Consider the following 16,585-nt stretch of genomic DNA (forward strand, 5'->3'; position numbering starts at 1 on the left):
AACCTCCTGATCAAGGAAGATCGATATGGATATCACCCCCGCCACCTCTCCCGTGGCCGAGATTACACCTGCCTACTACCGCCAGATCCTGGGCAAGCTGCCCACTGGCGTTACCGCCATAACCGGCGTCAACGACGACGACGAGAAACTCGGACTGATCGTCGGGACCTTCCAGTCCCTGTCACTGGAGCCGCCCCTGGTGATGTTCTGCGTCGATAAGTCATCCTCCACCTGGCCGAAACTGCGCAAGCTCCAGAACTTCACGGCGAACATCCTCTCCGACGACCAGCTCAACGTTTGCCGCTCCCTGTCCCGGAAGGGACCCAGGAAATTCGATGACCTGCCCTGCACCATCGGCCCCCTCGGCACACCGCACCTGGACAGCGCGACCGCCTACATCGACTGCGTGGTCACCGCCGAAGTTGTGGTGGGCGATCACTACATGGTGGTCGGAGCCGTGACAAACATGGAAGAAGGCACCGGCGACGCCCTGCTCTTCAGGGGCGGCAAGTTCGGCCAGTACCAGCCCATCGAAATCCCCGCCCCCACCGAAACAGCAGCAGCAAGGAGCGCATCATGAGCCGACGGGAAACAATTCTCAACGCCTGGAACCGGGCCTGGGGCGACGGAGACCTGGCCGCGTTCGAGCAGCTGCTCGCACCGGAGTACGTCCGCCGTTCCAAATCAGGTATTGAAGACTACGCCAGCCTGAAGAAGACCATCGAAGCCACCCACGCTGCTTTTCCGGATACAAGCACCGAAATCCTGCACATCATCGAAGACGGAGCCACCGCCGCGATCCATTGGCAGACCCAGGGCACCCATAAGGGCGAGTTCATGGATGTGCCGGCGACTGGCCGGGCCGTGACTGTCACAGGCGCATCCTTCCTCCGCTTCAAAAACGACAAAGTCGCTGAGGAATGGGTCGTCTGGGATCCACGGGAACTGCTTTCCGCACTCGGCATCTGGCACTTGGGAGCCGGCAACGCCTAAGCGGAACTGCCCGGCCCAGCAAAACACAACAGGCAGCAGCTCCATCCCGCCGAGCGCTGCCCCAACATGCTTTCATCCGCGCAGGAGGCGCGACCATGACTTTAAACGGACACTCCCTCATCGCCGGGGAAACCGCTGCCGGAACCAACGGCACAACCTACGGGATCAACCCGGCCACCAACGAACAGCTGGAACCGGCCTACACCCTGATCAGCGAAGAGCAGCTCAAAACGGCCACCGACGCGGCTGCCGATGCCTTCGACTCCTTCAGCACCCTTGAGCCCGAGGAGCATGCACGGTTCCTGGAAGCCATCGCGGACAACATCGACGCCATCGGTGATGAACTCGTCGAGCGGGCCTCCATCGAAACCGGGCTCGGCATCGAACGTCTCCTTGGCGAACGTGCCCGCACCACCGGGCAGCTGCGGCTCTTCGCCGACGTCGTGCGTCAGGGTGACTTCCGCGGCGTCCGCATTGACCCCGCCCTGCCCGAGCGCAAGCCCCTCCCCCGGGCCGACATCAGGCAGCGCCAGATTCCGCTCGGCCCGGTAGCAGTCTTCGGCGCCAGCAACTTCCCGCTGGCCTTCTCCGTCGCGGGCGGCGACACGGCCTCTGCCTTCGCTGCCGGCTGCCCGGTGATCGTCAAGGCGCACAACGCCCACCCCGGAACCGCGGAGCTCGTGGGCCAGGCCATCGTCCAGGCCGTCCGCGATCTTGGCCTGCACCCCGGTGTCTTCTCGCTCATTTATGGTTCAGGCGCGAGCATCGGCCAGGCCCTCGTTGCAGACGCGGCGATTAAGGCTGTCGGTTTCACCGGATCCCGCGCCGGAGGCACCGCCCTGATGCGGACCGCCGCGGCCCGGCCAGAACCGATCCCGGTCTACGCCGAAATGTCCTCCATCAACCCGGTCTACGTCTTCCCCGGCGCCCTGAACGAGGACATTGAAACGCTCGCTCACCAGTACGTCGCCTCGGTCACTGGCAGCTCCGGGCAACTCTGCACCTCCCCCGGGCTTGTCTTCGTTCCGGACGGTGAGGCCGGAAACCGTTTCACGGGAGCCGTCACAGAGGCAGTAACCCAGCTTTCCGGACAGACCATGCTCAGCGGGGGCATCGCCTCTGCCTGGGAACACGGCTACAACACCCTGGAGTCCGTGCCCGAAGTCGAGCTGATCGGCCGGGGCAAGAGCGGCCCGACGGCGAACGCGCCCGCCCCCGCAGTTTTCGGTGCCGACCTGAACGTGTTCACCAGCAACCCGGTCCTGCACGAGGAAATCTTCGGTGCCGCCAGCCTCGTGGTCCGTTACAAGGGGGTGGAGGACTTGATCGAAGCCACATCCAAGCTGGATGGGCAGCTGACTGCCTCGTTGCACGTGACCGAAGAGGACTATCCCGTCGCCTCGGCCCTCATCCCGGCCCTGGAACGCAGAGTCGGCAGGATCATCGTCAACGGATGGCCCACAGGGGTCGAAGTCGGCCACGCCGTGGTCCACGGCGGCCCGTATCCGGCCACCTCCGACTCAAAAACAACGTCTGTCGGCACCCTGGCGATCTACCGGTTCCTGCGCCCCGTCGCATACCAGAACTTCCCCGAACAGTTGCGCCCCGCACCCCTGCAGGATGCGAACCCATGGCATATCAACCGGCTCATCGATGGCAGGCCAGAACAGCCTCGTTAAAGAAGCTGCTGCAAACTTCCGGCCCCGGACAGGCCTCTCTCAACACAAAGAAACGTCCGGGGCCGGAGATCCACATACACTCCAGAAGGAAAATAGCCCATGTCCACCATCACGCTCGAAGACGTCGCGGGCAATCTCCGCACTGCCCGGCTTCAAGGCACTCCCATCGCGGCACCCACAGAGACGTGCCCGGCCCTGGATGTAGATGCCGCATTCGAGGTGCAGAAGATCAACGTCAGCCATGCAGTTGCCAACGGCGACTGCCTCGTGGGCTACAAGCTCGGGAACATCGCCAAAGTCATGCAGGACGCCTTCGGCCTTGACCAGCCGGACTACGGGCACCTGGTGGCCAGCACCTTCGAATATGAAGGCACCACCCTGAAGAGGGACAAGTTCATCGAGCCGTTCGTGGAACTCGAGCCGGCTTTCGTGCTGCGAAAGCATTTGCGCGGGCCGAACACCACCATCGCTGACGTCATCAGCGCCATCGACTATGCGCTGCCGGCCATAGAAATCATCGACTCCCGGGTCAAGGACTGGGCGATCAGCCTTCCGGACACGCTCGCAGACAACGGTTCCACCGGTGCCATCATTCTCGGTGGCACACCCCGCCGTGTCACTGAACTGAACCTCCGCGATACCCGCGGGGTGCTGCGATTCAACGACCGCGAAGTAATCGCCGGAACCACTAAAAACATTCTCGGCAACCCCCTCGCGGCCGTCGCTTGGCTCGTCAACCGCCTTGCCGAGTACGACGTCGAGTTCGAACCGGGACAGGTCATCCTCCCTGGCAGCTGCCTTAAAGCAGTGCCCATGAACGAAGCCGGCCGCTGGTCAGGGACCTTCGAAGGCTGGGGCATCATAGAGTTCGACGTATCGGTCTGAGCCGGAAAATGAGCCAATCAATATCCAGCCCCCTCAGCCAAAGGACTACATATGCGCCTGGCCAACATCTCCAATAGGCTGAAGCTCGTCACCGCAGACAGCGAAGTCATCGACATCTCACAGGAAACCGGCGGGCGTTTCAGTCCCCGAATCCAGGAATGCTACGAACGCTGGGACGAACTTCTCGACGTCGCCGCAACACTGCAGAACACATCCGGAAAGCCCCTGTCCCAAGTGCCCCGCCAGGAATTCGGCATCCCGGCACCACAACCGCGGCAAGTGTTCGCGATCGGGCTCAATTACGCCGCCCATGCAGCGGAAGCTTCGCTCGCGGTGCCCGAGAATCTCACGGTATTCACGAAGTTTGCCAGCTCTCTGGCCGGCCCCTACGGAAGCATCACGCTCCCGCAGGGAACTGTCGACTGGGAGGTCGAGCTCGTGGCGGTCATCGGTCGGGGCGGGCGGCACATTCCCGTCGAAGAGGCCTGGAACCGTGTTGCCGGGCTTTCGATAGGACAGGACCTGTCAGAACGCACCATGCAGTCAGCGGGACCAGCACCGCAGTACAGCCTTGCGAAGTCGTTCCCCGGCTTCGGGCCGATCGGCCCGCTACTGGTCACACCCGACGAATTCGAAGACCCTGACAGCATCGAACTCGGCTGTTCCATCAACGGCGAACTGGTTCAAAAAGGCAACACGTCCGACATGGTCTTCCCGGTTCCCGAAATCATCGCTCGCCTGTCCAGGATCACCCCGCTGCTGCCCGGAGACGTCATCTTCACCGGCACCCCGCCCGGAGTAGGGGTCGGACGCGTGCCCCAGCGATTCCTCACAGCGGGAGACGAACTTGTCACCTATATGCGAGGCGTAGGCGAAATGCGTCACAGGATGCAGGCTCGACAGGAGAGCGGAACAGGCCCCGGGAGGGGGCGGTTCAGGGGCATGAACAAAGGAGTTCAGTGAGCACTAACGAAGAAGCAGGCGGGCAAGGCCTCAAACTGAGGAGCGAGGATTCGTTGCCCGCGACCATGGCCGCAGTCATACTTACAGGCCACGGCGGCTTGGAGAAGCTGGAATACCGCACCGACGTTGCCCTTCCCAGCCCGCAGCAGGGAGAGGTACTCATCCAAGTCGCTGCCGCCGCCATCAACAACACCGATATCAACACGCGGATCGGCTGGTACTCGAAGAGCGTATCCTCGGGGACCAACGCCGGCGGATCAGATGGGTTTACGACTATCACTACGTCCGACGCAACCTGGTCCGGTGAGGCATTGACCTTTCCCCGGATCCAGGGCGCGGACGTTTGCGGGCGCATCGTGGCAGTTGGCGAGGGAGTCTCCCGGATGCGGATCGGAGAGCGGGTCCTCGTTCGGAACATGCTCCGCACCTACGTCGGTTACCGTCCTTACGAATGCTGGACACTTGGCAGTGAATGCGACGGCGGATTCGCACAGTTCACGGTGGCACCAGCGCGGGAGACCCATGTCGTGGACTGCGACTGGAGCGATGCCGAACTGGCCGCGATACCGTGCGCGTATTCGACGGCGGAAAACATGCTGCACCGTGCCGGCGTCGGGGCCGAAAGGGTCCTCGTGACAGGGGCGTCCGGCGGGGTCGGCCTCGCCGCCGTCCAGCTTGCCAAGCGCCGCGGCGCATCGGTACTCTCCGTCTGCTCACCGGCGAAGGCGGCCCAAGTCCTGGCTCAAGGAGCCGATCAAACGATTGACCGGGGAGCTGATCTCGTCGCTGCACTCGGCCGAAACTCTCTCGACGTCGTGATTGACATCGTGGGCGGACCCCAGACCGCTGATCTCCTGGAACTGCTGCGCCCCGGGGGCCGATACGCGATCGCCGGCGCCATCGACGGCCCCCTCGTCGAGATCGACCTGCGCACGGTCTACCTCAAGGATCTGCAGCTTCTAGGGTGCACTTTCCAGGACAACGAAGTGTTTGAAAACCTCATCGGGTACATCGAGCGAAATGAAATCCGCGCTGTCGTCTCCAAAACCTATCCATTGAGCGGGATCGCACAGGCCCAGCAAGACTTCCTCGCCAAGAAACACACGGGCAAGCTGGTCCTCGTCCCACCGTCCGTCACCCCCCATGACCCGACACTCGATCCCAATGAAACGGAGGCCGAGCAGTGAAGATCACGCGCATCGATCGTGAGGATCACCTGCGACGACGGGATGCAGGGGCGGGGTGAAAGCACCCCCTTCGGATCCACGTACATCGCCTCACACGCCCGTGGTGCCAGGGCCGGCATCGCGGAACTGGCCCCCGCGCTCCTCGTCCGCGACCCACGCCAAGTGGACCGCATCAACGAGGTCATGGACACCGCACTTGTCGGACACAACCATGCCAAAACGCCACTCGACGTGGCTTGCTGGGACTCTCTGGCAAGTCGGTTGGTTTGCCCGTCTGCGAGCTGCTGGGCGGCTCCACTGGAACCCCCATGCCCATGATCTCCTCGATTTATGCAGGAGATCCTGAAGACATGCGCCAGCGCGTCGCTGAACACCGTGCCTGTGGCTACCGCGGCCACTCGATAAAAATCGGAGCCCTGGACAGCGAAGGCGAGCCAGCCCTCGATGCCGAGCGAATCGCCGCCTGCCTGGCCGACAAACGCCATGGTGAATTCTTCCTTGTCGAGGCCAACGGAGGGCTAGTGCCCGAAACGGCCCTGAGGATGCTGCGCATGCTGCCACCAGGCCTGGACTTCGTCCTCGAGGCCCCATGCTCCACCTGGCGCGAAACCATATCGCTCAGGCAGCGCTGCCCCTACCCCATCATGATCGACGAGCTCGCCCAACAAGATGACGACATCGCATTTGCCACCGCCTACGACGCGGCTGATGGGGTTGGGCTAAAAATCTCCAAAGCGGGCGGACTGACCCCCGGCCGGCGCCAACGCGACATCTGCCGTGCCGCTGGCCTGACCCTCGCAGTGCAGGACACCGTCGGATCAGCGATCGCCTTCGCTGCAATCGCCCACCTCGGGGAGACCGTACCAGCACGGCTGCTCCGTTGCGTCCTCGACTGCGAAGACATGGATGGTGACCATCGAGACTGCGAAATTCAACGCCGTCCGCAGCGACAGCGGAATACTTCCCCCAGAGGCCGCGGGACTGGGCATCGACGTCAACGAGGACGTACTCGGCGAGCCAGTAGCCATCTGGGGCGAATAGCCGGACGGCTTTCCCCTCCCTGAAGGCGGGGGGAGAAACACGCGGTCAGTGGGACTGGATCGCAGATTGACCAGCTACGTTGATCCTAGCTTCAGCGAGTTCCTCCGCGGGGCCTTCATGTCCCGACTGGACATACCTCATGGTTACTGGGCGGCTGCGATAGGACCTGCCCCGGCCAGGGCCGGGACATCAAATTCGGCACAGTTGGCCGGCGCCTCAAGGAACGGTTCCGGCCGGGTCTTCGCATCGGCGGCCAGATGCGGCTGCAGCGGAGATGTCCAACCGGCGTTGCGTCCAGATCAGCTTCTATCTAGTCACCGGCGTCGGTGGGCGCGGGGAGCAGGATGACCTTGCCTTGTGGTTGCCGGGATCCCAAGGCGGCGTGCGCTTCGCAGGCCCCTGCTCCAAGTGGAAATGCGCCGATATGGACCTTCAGCGTCCGTCGGCGACCAGATCGAACACTTCGTGAGAGCGCCAGCGCCGTTCCTACGCGTCGAGCACGAAGTCGGCTATCTCAGGGCGGGTGACTATCAGGAAACCGTGGGCATTGAGCTGCTGCAGTTCGACCGGCGGCACCTGCCCCGCGGCTCCGCGGAAGAGCACGAGTGTCCCACGTACAGTCAGCGGTCCAAGGATCCCTCAAAGGTGTCCCTGCAGACGCCATCGTAGACGACGACGCCACGACCACCGATCAGCTCACGCACGTGTTCGGGGACGTGCGCGTACTCCAGAACATCATCGGCGCCGGCCTTCCGGGACAAGTCGGCCTTTTCCGGGGTCAACGTCGTGGTGGTCACCGTGGCGCCGCGGAGCTTGAGCAACAGCCGACCGACGCAAAGCCCACTCTCCAGGGCACATCGCTCGCAGAATCCTCCATCGTCATGTCGTGTCGGTCTGAGCAGAGCAGGAACCTGTAGAGCAGCAAAGTCCGGCCAAGAATACGAAGGGAAGGAACTGGCGGCAGACAAGGCTGGCGAAAACTACACACGCGGAAACGCGTTCGAGCCATCTCCGAGCAAGGTGCGGACACTGTACACAGGTCACAAGCCCAAAAGGGCCGTTGAACTATGGAAACACTGTGCCGAGGTAGTGTTACGCCCTCGGTGATGACTGGAGCATTGGTTCTGTGGTCCCCGTAACGGTGGCCTACCTGTTTCCAATGGTGCCGTCGTCGCCATTTGCCCGCTGCCGCGCGGCAGGGCCGGCACTAACGATAGGTCAGCGGGCGTTGACGCTCTCAGACGCCGTCGGCACGGGCGTGAGCAACATGGCCGTCGTGTCGATGCGCTCGTCAGTGTCCTGTCCCTTCACTAGCGTCGCTGCCTCGTCGCGGCTGGACACCACCGGCACCGAACCCGGGAGCGGCCGCGAAGCCGACTCGCGCATCTTCAGCAGCGCAATGAGCGCGACGGCGGAGAAGAACATAACGTAGAACGCCGGTGCGTAGGAGTTTCCGGTGACCTCGACGAGGATCTGGCTGACCAGCGGCGTGGTGCCGCCAAAGATTGAAATGGACAGATTGTGCGTGACGCCCACACACCCAAAGCGTGAGGCCGTGGGAAACAGTTCGGACATCACTGCGCCCGTCAGCGCCAGGAAGAAGGCGCTAGGCACCGACACCAGGAACAGTGCCAGGTGCAGCGACCACAGGGTCCCAACGTGCATCAACGAGAACGCTGGCACCAGCAGGATGAGGTTGCCGATGGTGGCCATTGCATAGATGGGGCGGCGACCTATGCGATCTGACCAGCGCGCCACGAGTGGAATCATGATACCTAGCAGCACCAGCACAACAACTGCGGCCACGGCGGTGTGCACCGCGTGCGACCCGACCTGTGTTTCCAGGTAAGTGGGCATATAGCTCGTGAGCATGTAGGCCGAGGTTCCGTCGGCGGCGACGAGCGCACAACCGATGAGGATCTGGGGCCAATAATACTTCAGGATGTTCGACAGGTTGTGCCGGACGAAAATGGGGTCGACATCCTCATTCTCGGTCTTCTCATGAGCAACCTCGAAACTGGGGGATTCCGGGATACGACGGCGGAGCGAGATGGCCAGGATACCTAGAGGCAGGGCGATCAGGAACGGAATGCGCCAGCCGCCATCCAGCATTGCCGAGTCGCCCCACAGCGAAGCCGTAATGGTGGTCGTTACAGCCACCACGCCGGCACCTGCCGCGAAACCGAGCATCGAACCGGAATTCAGCAGCGAGGTCATGAATCCGCGACTTTGGTCCGGGGAGAATTCCGCGATGTAAGTAGCCGCGCCGGAATACTCGCCGCCGGTCGAAAATCCCTGCAGCATCTTCAACAGGTAGAGAGGAATGATGACCCACAGGCCGACCTGCCCGGCGGTGGGCAGCAGGCCGATGATGGTAGTGGCCGCGGCCATGATAGCCATCGTGAAGAAGAGCACCTTGCGGCGCCCGATCTTGTCACCCAGCGGGCCGAGGATCATTCCGCCAAGGGGACGCACGACGAAGGAGACAGCGAATCCCAAAAGCGTGACCAGCAGGCCCATTCGTTCATCCATGCCCTCTGTGAAAACAGACGTCATAGTAACCGCGAGGTATCCGTAAATCCCGATGTCGTACCACTCGATGAAGTTGCCCACTCCGGCGCCGACATGCGCCTTTCGCAGTTCGCGCTTGTCGACGATGATGCAGTCGTCCATCTGCAGTCGACGTGTCGTCTTGGGCAACACCGAGCGTTGTGATCTGGACTGATGGAACATCTTTGTCCTTCTTTCCTAAAAATGAGAAACGCAGTTCGTCACGGCGCAAGACCGTCCAAAGTGCGGGCCCGACGATGGCAGCACCAGCCCGGGCCCGGCGAAACAGGTGGATTCGCTATGGACTTGCTCGTACATCGTGCAAGTTCCAACGGGACGAAAGGATCGTCTGCGATGTCAGCGCGGCCGACGCCAGGAGCCCAAGCATCAAACCAACTTGTTCATTTTCCGAACGTCATGTTCAAAACTATGGCATGTGCCACATCAAAGTCAATCCGGCTCAGCCTGCTCGCCAAAAAAGAACTCTTAGCAGTTCCAACAGAGCACTGCGGCCATAGACCGGAGAACTAGAGAGAGACCTGATCACCAGAGGAAACGGGCCGAACGGGGAAGGGTGGGTAGGGGAAGTAGACGCGCGTGAACTCATCTTGAGCACCTTCGCGGACGGGCGAACGCCTGGACATCCGAAAAGATGGCACCCGTGCAGAGCACACTCTGGCCAGCGGAACGTCTCACGGTCAAGCAGGCGGCCGCGCTCGTAGTAGGCTACGAATCCGGGTGGGCCATCGGAACCGGCGAGGTAGCAGGGCCGGAAGATGCATAGGAAATGAGCGCTGCAATCCGCACTGAACTACCTCAACTGTTCTCCTCGAATATCGCCGCCACGACCCGGATTCTGTACGGCGGCCCTGTCAAGGCCAACAATGCCTTTGAGCTACTGCAACAGGAAGATGTGGACAGCACCTCGCTCAGCGGGGCCAGCCTGGACGCTGCAGAACTTGACAGCATCGTCACCGCTGCCACCTGACCCCTACTTACGCCACCAACTGTGTCCGCAGTCCTCAAGCCTATGCAACGTTGGGCTGCTGGAGAAGCAACGGCACCGTGCGAAGGATGGCCGAAGACTCGTGCGCTTGCTACTCGAGGCATGTAACGACGTAAGGGCTGATATCGGCCTATCGGCGCTGGCGACTTGGGGTTCGGCTGCTGGCGTGCAGCAGTACTCGTGATGCTGCCCTCGGTGGGGGGATCATGGGCCGGTCGTCACGCAGTTACCTGTTGTTGGTTAGCGGCTTTCCGGGGAACAGTACCGTCACAGGCTGCGAGTACACGATCGTGAATAACGTCACCGAGCAGTCCCCCGCCCCCGAAAGCAGGTCATAGACAGCATTCCAAGCGAGATCCATCAGGTCGTTCATCACCGCTTCCACCGTTGGATCCGTCATAACGCCTGTCGTCCGCATGCCGAGCCGGACATCGGCCGTGATGAAGTGGGTTGGCCAGAGGCCGCTCCCCCATCCGGAAAGATCTTGCCCTCCGCCCCGTGGCGTAACCAGGCCGCTCAGGCACTCCCATGTGCCCATGTCGCAAATGATCAGCACCAGCCATGTAGCTCCCACCCCGGTCACACCATGAACGTTGGACCGAGGAACCCGGAATCCTTGCCAAGGAACCGGCCACAAAAAAAGATTCAGAAACTTCTTCTGAGTCATGCAGTAGCCCGCGAAAGTCACCATGAACAGATATGGAATTCAGAAACCCGCAACTCACGGCATACGACCCCTGGTTCCGATCGCGAACTCGGTCATGTCGCTCCGGACAGTCAGGACCATGAAGAAGTGAAAAGCGAGAACATCGCCCAACCCGGCAGAACGGAGGCATCGGCCACAGGAACGGCCAGCTACAACTGAATACGCCTACGGAGTCAGGTCCGAGCACCCCCCGCAGCGTGTGTACAGTGTACACACGCCAAACACCCCAAAAACCGCGCCCGGCTTGGGGGAAAACGCGTGCCCGAGGTGGGACTCGAACCGCATTCCGGCCCCTGCGAACACTGGGAACTCCAGAAAACATAAGCAATCCGAGCCAATCCGGCCGATGTACGACCCAGTCCGACGCCAAAGCCGTTGACATTGTCAACACCGCCCTTCTGACAGATTCCGAACAATTCCGAACAGCCGCCGCGCTCCTTAACCAAGGGGCGCGGCGGCTCTGTCCTGTGGCCAACGCGACTCTAACCGGAAGCACCGCCCATGAGGTTCTGGACCTGGGCATTGCCGACGGCGGCAACGCAGCGCGGACGGAACAGGCTAGTGTCCTGCGCCTGAAATTCGGTTCCTAATTGTAGAATGGGGTATGGCGACTGTTGGGCGGCCGAAGGTGCCGTTGGAATTGTCCGAGGACGAGCGTGAGACGTTGGTGCGGTGGGCCCGGCGGGCGAAGTCGTCCCAGGCATTGGCGGTCCGGTCGAAGATCGTGTTGGCCAGCGCTGACGGTCTGACCAACGTGGAGGTGGCGGCACGGACGGGGGTGGAGCCTCATACGGTGGCGAAGTGGCGGAAGCGGTTCGTGGCGGAGCGGCTGGATGGGCTCGTGGATGAGCCCCGCCCTGGCCGGCCCGCGAGGCTTTCGGTGGATCAGGTTGAGGACGTCATCGTTGCGACGCTGGAGCAGTTGCCGCAGAACGCGACACACTGGTCCCGGGCCTCGATGGCGTCCCGGACGGGGTTGTCGAAATCGACCGTCGGGCGGATCTGGAAGACCTTCGATCTGAAGCCCCACCGGGTGGAGGAAGGCTTCAAATTCTCCAAGGACCCACTGTTCATTGAGAAGGTCTACGACGTCATCGGCCTGTATCTGAACCCGCCCGAAACCGCGGTGGTGCTGTGCGTGGATGAAAAAACACAGGTCCAAGCCCTGGACCGCTCCCAACCCGTACTGCCCATGATGCCCGGCATGCCCGAGAAGCGCTCCAGCGACTACTTCCGCCATGGCACGACCAGCCTCTTCGCCGCCTTCAACATCAACGACGGCACTGTCATCTCCTCCATCCACCGCCGGCACCGGGCGATCGAATTCAAGAAGTTCCTGGCCAAAATCGATCACGAAGTCCCTGCCGGGCTGGACGTCCACCTCGTCTGCGACAACTACGCGACCCACAAGAGCCCCGCGATCAGGAACTGGCTGGCCGGCCACCCGAGGTTCCACGTCCATTTCATCCCGACCGGCTCCTCCTGGATGAACCAGGTCGAGCGCTGGTTCGCCTACCTGACCACACAGTTGCTCCAACGCAGCGTCCACAAAAACATCCAGACCCTCGAACGCGACATCCGCGCCTGGGCCACAGGATGGAACGAGAACCCACAGCCGTTCATCTGGACCAAACCGCAGACGAAATCCTTGCCAGCATGGCCAGATTAATGAAGCGAATTTCAGGCGCAGGACACTAGATCCCTTGGGGCGCCGCGTTCATGACATGACCAGACAACTGCGAAGCCGACCGTTCGAAAGACGAGCACCCTCATCGGAAGTTGCCACAAGCGGTGGGACCTACCAATGAATAATCAGGTGAACATGGCTGCAAGTCGTTCTGATATCCCTATGATCGCTGGGCGGGCCCTCCCCGCAACCAGGGGCGCTACGCGCCGGCCCTCTTTGGTCAAAAACTTCGCTCGGCGCGACTAACGTCGCTTTCTTCCTCACAAACTTCTTGACCGGGACCGGTCCCCCAGGTTGCACTCCGTCCCCTCAACCCAGCGGCTGGTCCCCTACCCAGAACGACACACGAAACCAACGGCCACAAAAGGACCAGAAACTAGCCCAAGGAAAGAACCAAATGGGACGGCTATCGGCGGTGAAACCGTCTTCGGCAACGACAGAAATCGACCAGCCTACTCTCACTCGTCCCTGCTGTGTCAATGGCCACCATTCCCAAAACGTTCAACAGCAGCCGGCCTACCGGATTAGTTGGAACGCGGGTGCTGCCGCCGAGACAGAGCACTACTCCCTTGGCCGTCTGGGCTGCCTGGAGATTTCGGACAGTGGTACCCCATGAAATGATGGGGACTACCGGAATGAGGAATCACCAGAATGTCATCAACCCGTCGCAGGTTCAGCCAGGAATTCAAGGATGAACTGTGCCGCGAAGTCATCGACTCGTCCAAGCCCATCAAGACGGTTGCCGCCGAATACGGTGTGGGTGCCGAGACGCTGCGTAATTGGCTGAAGAAGTACAAGGAAACGCATGGCGGCGCCGAGGCGGAGCCGGAGCTGAACGTCTCCGAACGTGCCCGGCTCAAGGAACTGGAACGTGAAAATCAGGAACTGAAGGCGGAGGCCGCGTTCCTAAAAAAAGCGGCCGCATACTTCGCAAGGGAGCCACGGTAGTGGCGAAGTATGAATTCATCGACTCCTACGCGGCAACGCCGAAAGCGCGGTGGTGCTGAAGATGTGCCAGTGGCTGGAGGTCTCCCGCTCGGGGTTTTACCACTGGCGATCCCGCCCGGTCTCGGCCACCGCGGCCCGCAGACAGGCGCTGGCCGCCCGTGTGCGGCATTTCTTCATGGAAACGGACGGGACCTACGGGTACCGCCGGATCCACGCGGACCTGGTCGGCGAGGGCATCGAGTGTTCCCCGGAGCTGGTGCGCCAGATCATGCGGCAGGAGGCCCTGGTACCGTGCCAGCCACGACCCTTCAGGACCACGACGGTCGCCGACGCCGAAGCGGCCGAGGCCATGCCGGATCTGGTGAAACGCGACTTCACCGCCGCTCGTCCTGGCATTAAGTTCGTCGGGGACATCACCTATGTGCATACGTGGCAGGGGTTTATCTACCTGGCCACGGTTATCGACTGCTATTCGAAGAAGGTCGTCGGATGGGCGATCGAGGACCATATGCGCTCCGAGCTCGTGGAACGGGCCTTGTCCAATGCCGCCGCAACGACACGAATTGAGCCCAACGCGATCTGGCATTCCGATCGCGGAAGCGTTTATACCTCGGCCTCTTTCCGGGCCTTGGTCACCGGGCTGGGCATGCGTTCATCCATGGGGAAAACCGGGATCTGCTGGGACAACAGCCAGGCGGAGACTTTCTTCTCGGCTCTGAAAAACGAGCGGGTGTACCGCACGACGTATGCCACGAAGGAACGCGCCCGCAAGGACATAATCCGCTACATCGAGGGGTTCTACAACAGCCGCAGGCGCCATTCAGCGCTCAACTACCAGCGGCCGAATGAAGTCCACTATAGTTACCAGCGGCCGGTCACGGCAGCGTAGAAAAAATACTAATCCGCTGTCCGAAAACTCCTAAGCAGCCCAGTCAGCTCGCGGCTATATCCCTGGCATCGGAAAAGGTCTGTGCCAAACGGTCGAGTATGGTCCCAAATGACTTTTTAAAGTTCCCCTGCAAATAGCTCCTACTGTCCTCATAGATCAATGGCACGTCCCTGCCGGTCGCTGCCGCGGACAAAACGGTGCGCCGGGGCATCATCCTCGATTGAGGTCTACAGCTCGCAAGTCCGCCGAGAGTCGGCCTCCGTCCTGTTGAAGGAGTACTGGTTCAACCACCAAGCAGCTCCTTGAGAACAAGGGCGCCGGCTGAACGTTCGTGGGTAGCGAGCGAGTCCATCAAGTCGACCGCGACAGCAGCCAAGGGGGTCCGCTGCGATGCAAACGGTTCGGTGAGGGCGGTTTCGCGGATGACCACGTTGCCGCTGGGATCCTCCACCATGCCCAGGGCGGCGGCGAATCGGTCGCCGTCGCGGGCCGTTGCATACCCATCGACAAACCCACCGCCGCCACTCAACCCGAAACGTGCAGCCGTCTGATCATCCCGCATAGCTGAGCCCGCGGTCGGTATCAGTGCTTGATGGAGCCTCTCTATTGCGGTGGGGGTTGCCCGATAGCGCTTGACCTCGGCACGGTTCCTGGCCAACTGGTGCACCTCACGGGGGCTGAGGTCGCGCAAACGGGTCCTCAAACGGTACCTTTCTGCTGAGCCGATCATTGCCTATCTTCGCGCGTTCTGCATCGTGCGCCCAGCATGACGTTCCGCGGACCCAGCGAGAACGGCCGACAGCTTTACCTCAGGGGTTATCGTGGCGCCATGCCCGCATGAAGCGCAGGCGGAAGGGAACCCGGCATGGATCAGGTCAACGGAAAATATATCAACTTCGCTTCCATGATCGACCAGGCGACGTTGGCCCAGAATTTGAAAACAGCATCCATGCCGTTCGTCTGGCCACACCTTGCCTCCATGCCGGATGCTCATCTGGGCAAGGGGGCGGCGGTGGGATCAGTGATCCCGACCGTTGGTGCCATCATTCCTGCAGCCGTCGGTGTGGACATCGGCTGCGGGATGATCGCGGTCCGCACACAATTCAATCTCATCGACCTAGCCCGCAGGGACCGCAAGCTACTGCGGATCGCGATCGAACGGGCCATCCCTTTGTCCGCGGGAAAGAACAACCGCAAGCTCACGGAGAGCGCGGGCAGGCGTGCCGAGGTGCTGGAATCAGATGCCCGCCGTGCCGGCTTCAATCCGGCTGTCTACCTTCCCGACTGGAAGCTCCAACTGGGAACGCTGGGCTCGGGAAATCATTTCATTGAGGTTTCCCTGGATCAGGACGATCAGGTCTGGCTTTTCCTGCATTCTGGATCGCGAGGCGTGGGCAACAAGCTTGCTCAGCACCACATCAGCGTGGCGCAGGACTACTGCCGCCGACGGTCGATCATCCTTCCGGACCGGGACCTGGCCTACCTTGAGGAGGGCACTCGGGAGTTCGACAGCTACATCAAGGAACTGATGTGGGCGCAGAAGTTCGCCCTGCTGAACCGCGAGGAAATGATGGATCGCGTTATTCACGCCGTGGCGGGTTGGATGGCTCAAGCTGTAGTTGAAAAGGAGCGCATTAACTGCCATCACAACTACACGGCCAGGGAGCGCCATTATGGCAAGGAAGTATGGCTTTCCCGGAAGGGTGCCATCGACGCTTCCCCGGGCAGGCAAGGCTTGATCCCGGGCTCCATGGGAACCCGGTCCTACGTGGTGGAGGGTAAAGGGTTCCCGCCGTCGCTGAACTCGGCCCCGCATGGAGCCGGCCGGGAGTATTCGCGGACGGCAGCGCGAAAGACCTTCTCCCGGGAAGATCTGCGCCGAGCCATGAAAGGCATCGAGTACCGGGACACCGACGCCTTCATAGACGAGATCCCCGCTGCGTACAAAAATATCGACGTGGTGATGCAGGACGCCATGGCGCTGGTGAGCGTCAAGGCAACCTTGCGCCAGATTATCAATGTAAAAGGCGACTAGTGGGCTGAGTCTTTAG

At 61.6% G+C, this 16,585-nt stretch carries 16 protein-coding genes and 2 pseudogenes; 14 read left to right on the forward strand and 4 right to left on the reverse strand.

Annotated features, from left to right (window positions below; translation table 11 throughout):
- Positions 1 to 25: 25 nt before the first annotated feature.
- From J7E82_RS19765 to J7E82_RS19800, 8 genes are all read left to right on the forward strand, one after another.
- Positions 26 to 580: a flavin reductase family protein gene (locus J7E82_RS19765; protein WP_214865766.1), complete on the forward strand. Its 555-nt coding sequence runs from the start codon at positions 26 to 28 to the stop codon at positions 578 to 580.
- The gene (locus J7E82_RS19770; protein WP_214865768.1) at positions 577 to 993 is read left to right on the forward strand and encodes an ester cyclase; all 417 of its coding nucleotides are present in this window, start codon (positions 577 to 579) and stop codon (positions 991 to 993) included. The genes J7E82_RS19765 and J7E82_RS19770 overlap by 4 nt, the downstream gene beginning before the upstream one ends.
- 95 nt (positions 994 to 1,088) lie before the next feature.
- Positions 1,089 to 2,672: an aldehyde dehydrogenase (NADP(+)) gene (locus tag J7E82_RS19775; RefSeq protein ID WP_214865770.1), complete on the forward strand. Its 1,584-nt coding sequence runs from the start codon at positions 1,089 to 1,091 to the stop codon at positions 2,670 to 2,672.
- A gap of 99 nt (positions 2,673 to 2,771) precedes the next feature.
- Complete coding sequence (locus tag J7E82_RS19780; protein WP_214865772.1) at positions 2,772 to 3,557, forward strand: 2-keto-4-pentenoate hydratase; 786 nt, start codon at positions 2,772 to 2,774, stop codon at positions 3,555 to 3,557.
- 51 nt (positions 3,558 to 3,608) lie between these two features.
- The gene (locus J7E82_RS19785; protein ID WP_214865774.1) at positions 3,609 to 4,520 is read left to right on the forward strand and encodes a fumarylacetoacetate hydrolase family protein; all 912 of its coding nucleotides are present in this window, start codon (positions 3,609 to 3,611) and stop codon (positions 4,518 to 4,520) included.
- The gene (locus tag J7E82_RS19790) at positions 4,517 to 5,707 is read left to right on the forward strand and encodes an alcohol dehydrogenase family protein (RefSeq protein WP_308113971.1); all 1,191 of its coding nucleotides are present in this window, start codon (positions 4,517 to 4,519) and stop codon (positions 5,705 to 5,707) included. Before J7E82_RS19785 ends, J7E82_RS19790 begins: the two co-directional genes overlap by 4 nt.
- A gap of 42 nt (positions 5,708 to 5,749) precedes the next feature.
- Positions 5,750 to 6,025, forward strand: coding sequence for a hypothetical protein (locus tag J7E82_RS21415; protein WP_374223646.1), 276 nt, complete (start codon positions 5,750 to 5,752; stop codon positions 6,023 to 6,025).
- The gene (locus tag J7E82_RS19800) at positions 6,016 to 6,771 is read left to right on the forward strand and encodes an enolase C-terminal domain-like protein (protein WP_214865778.1); all 756 of its coding nucleotides are present in this window, start codon (positions 6,016 to 6,018) and stop codon (positions 6,769 to 6,771) included. The genes J7E82_RS21415 and J7E82_RS19800 overlap by 10 nt, the downstream gene beginning before the upstream one ends.
- Before the next feature lie 597 nt (positions 6,772 to 7,368).
- On the opposite strand, the gene J7E82_RS20910 is transcribed toward J7E82_RS19800, so the two are convergent.
- Together J7E82_RS20910 and J7E82_RS19810 are read right to left on the reverse strand one after the other, a co-directional pair.
- Positions 7,369 to 7,569, reverse strand: coding sequence for a zinc-binding dehydrogenase (locus tag J7E82_RS20910; RefSeq protein WP_251042174.1), 201 nt, complete (start codon positions 7,567 to 7,569; stop codon positions 7,369 to 7,371).
- 397 nt (positions 7,570 to 7,966) lie between these two features.
- Positions 7,967 to 9,481, reverse strand: a complete 1,515-nt coding sequence (locus tag J7E82_RS19810; protein WP_251042175.1) for an MFS transporter — start codon at positions 9,479 to 9,481, stop codon at positions 7,967 to 7,969.
- A gap of 478 nt (positions 9,482 to 9,959) precedes the next feature.
- Between J7E82_RS19810 and J7E82_RS20915 the strand changes: the two genes are divergently transcribed.
- Both J7E82_RS20915 and J7E82_RS20920 read left to right on the forward strand, forming a co-directional pair.
- On the forward strand, positions 9,960 to 10,082 hold the full coding sequence (locus tag J7E82_RS20915) for a triose-phosphate isomerase (protein WP_251042176.1): 123 nt from the start codon (positions 9,960 to 9,962) through the stop codon (positions 10,080 to 10,082).
- A gap of 3 nt (positions 10,083 to 10,085) precedes the next feature.
- The gene (locus tag J7E82_RS20920) at positions 10,086 to 10,286 is read left to right on the forward strand and encodes a triose-phosphate isomerase (protein ID WP_251042177.1); all 201 of its coding nucleotides are present in this window, start codon (positions 10,086 to 10,088) and stop codon (positions 10,284 to 10,286) included.
- 244 nt (positions 10,287 to 10,530) lie between these two features.
- On the opposite strand, the gene J7E82_RS19820 is transcribed toward J7E82_RS20920, so the two are convergent.
- Positions 10,531 to 10,971: a hypothetical protein gene (locus tag J7E82_RS19820; RefSeq protein ID WP_214865780.1), complete on the reverse strand. Its 441-nt coding sequence runs from the start codon at positions 10,969 to 10,971 to the stop codon at positions 10,531 to 10,533.
- A 506-nt stretch (positions 10,972 to 11,477) separates the two neighbouring features.
- On the opposite strand from J7E82_RS19820, the gene J7E82_RS21125 reads away from it, so the two are divergent.
- The 3 genes and pseudogenes from J7E82_RS21125 (at position 11,478) to J7E82_RS19830 (ending at position 14,534) form a co-directional block, all read left to right on the forward strand.
- Positions 11,478 to 11,600 (forward strand): hypothetical protein, encoded by a 123-nt coding sequence (locus J7E82_RS21125; protein WP_285289770.1) that lies wholly within the window; start codon positions 11,478 to 11,480, stop codon positions 11,598 to 11,600.
- Positions 11,601 to 11,614: 14 nt separating this feature from the next.
- Positions 11,615 to 12,708 (forward strand): annotated as a pseudogene (locus J7E82_RS19825) (IS630 family transposase).
- 640 nt (positions 12,709 to 13,348) lie between these two features.
- Positions 13,349 to 14,534 (forward strand): annotated as a pseudogene (locus J7E82_RS19830) (IS3 family transposase).
- A 283-nt stretch (positions 14,535 to 14,817) separates the two neighbouring features.
- Here J7E82_RS19830 and J7E82_RS19835 read toward each other — a convergent pair.
- Positions 14,818 to 15,264 (reverse strand): hypothetical protein, encoded by a 447-nt coding sequence (locus tag J7E82_RS19835; RefSeq protein WP_214865782.1) that lies wholly within the window; start codon positions 15,262 to 15,264, stop codon positions 14,818 to 14,820.
- A gap of 135 nt (positions 15,265 to 15,399) precedes the next feature.
- On the opposite strand from J7E82_RS19835, the gene J7E82_RS19840 reads away from it, so the two are divergent.
- Positions 15,400 to 16,569 carry an RtcB family protein gene (locus tag J7E82_RS19840; RefSeq protein ID WP_214865784.1) on the forward strand — a complete coding sequence of 390 codons (1,170 nt, stop codon included), beginning with the start codon at positions 15,400 to 15,402 and terminating at the stop codon, positions 16,567 to 16,569.
- The last annotated feature ends 16 nt before the right edge of the window (positions 16,570 to 16,585 follow it).

Source organism: Arthrobacter sp. ISL-30 (assembly GCF_018613855.1).
Lineage (GTDB): Bacteria > Actinomycetota > Actinomycetes > Actinomycetales > Micrococcaceae > Arthrobacter.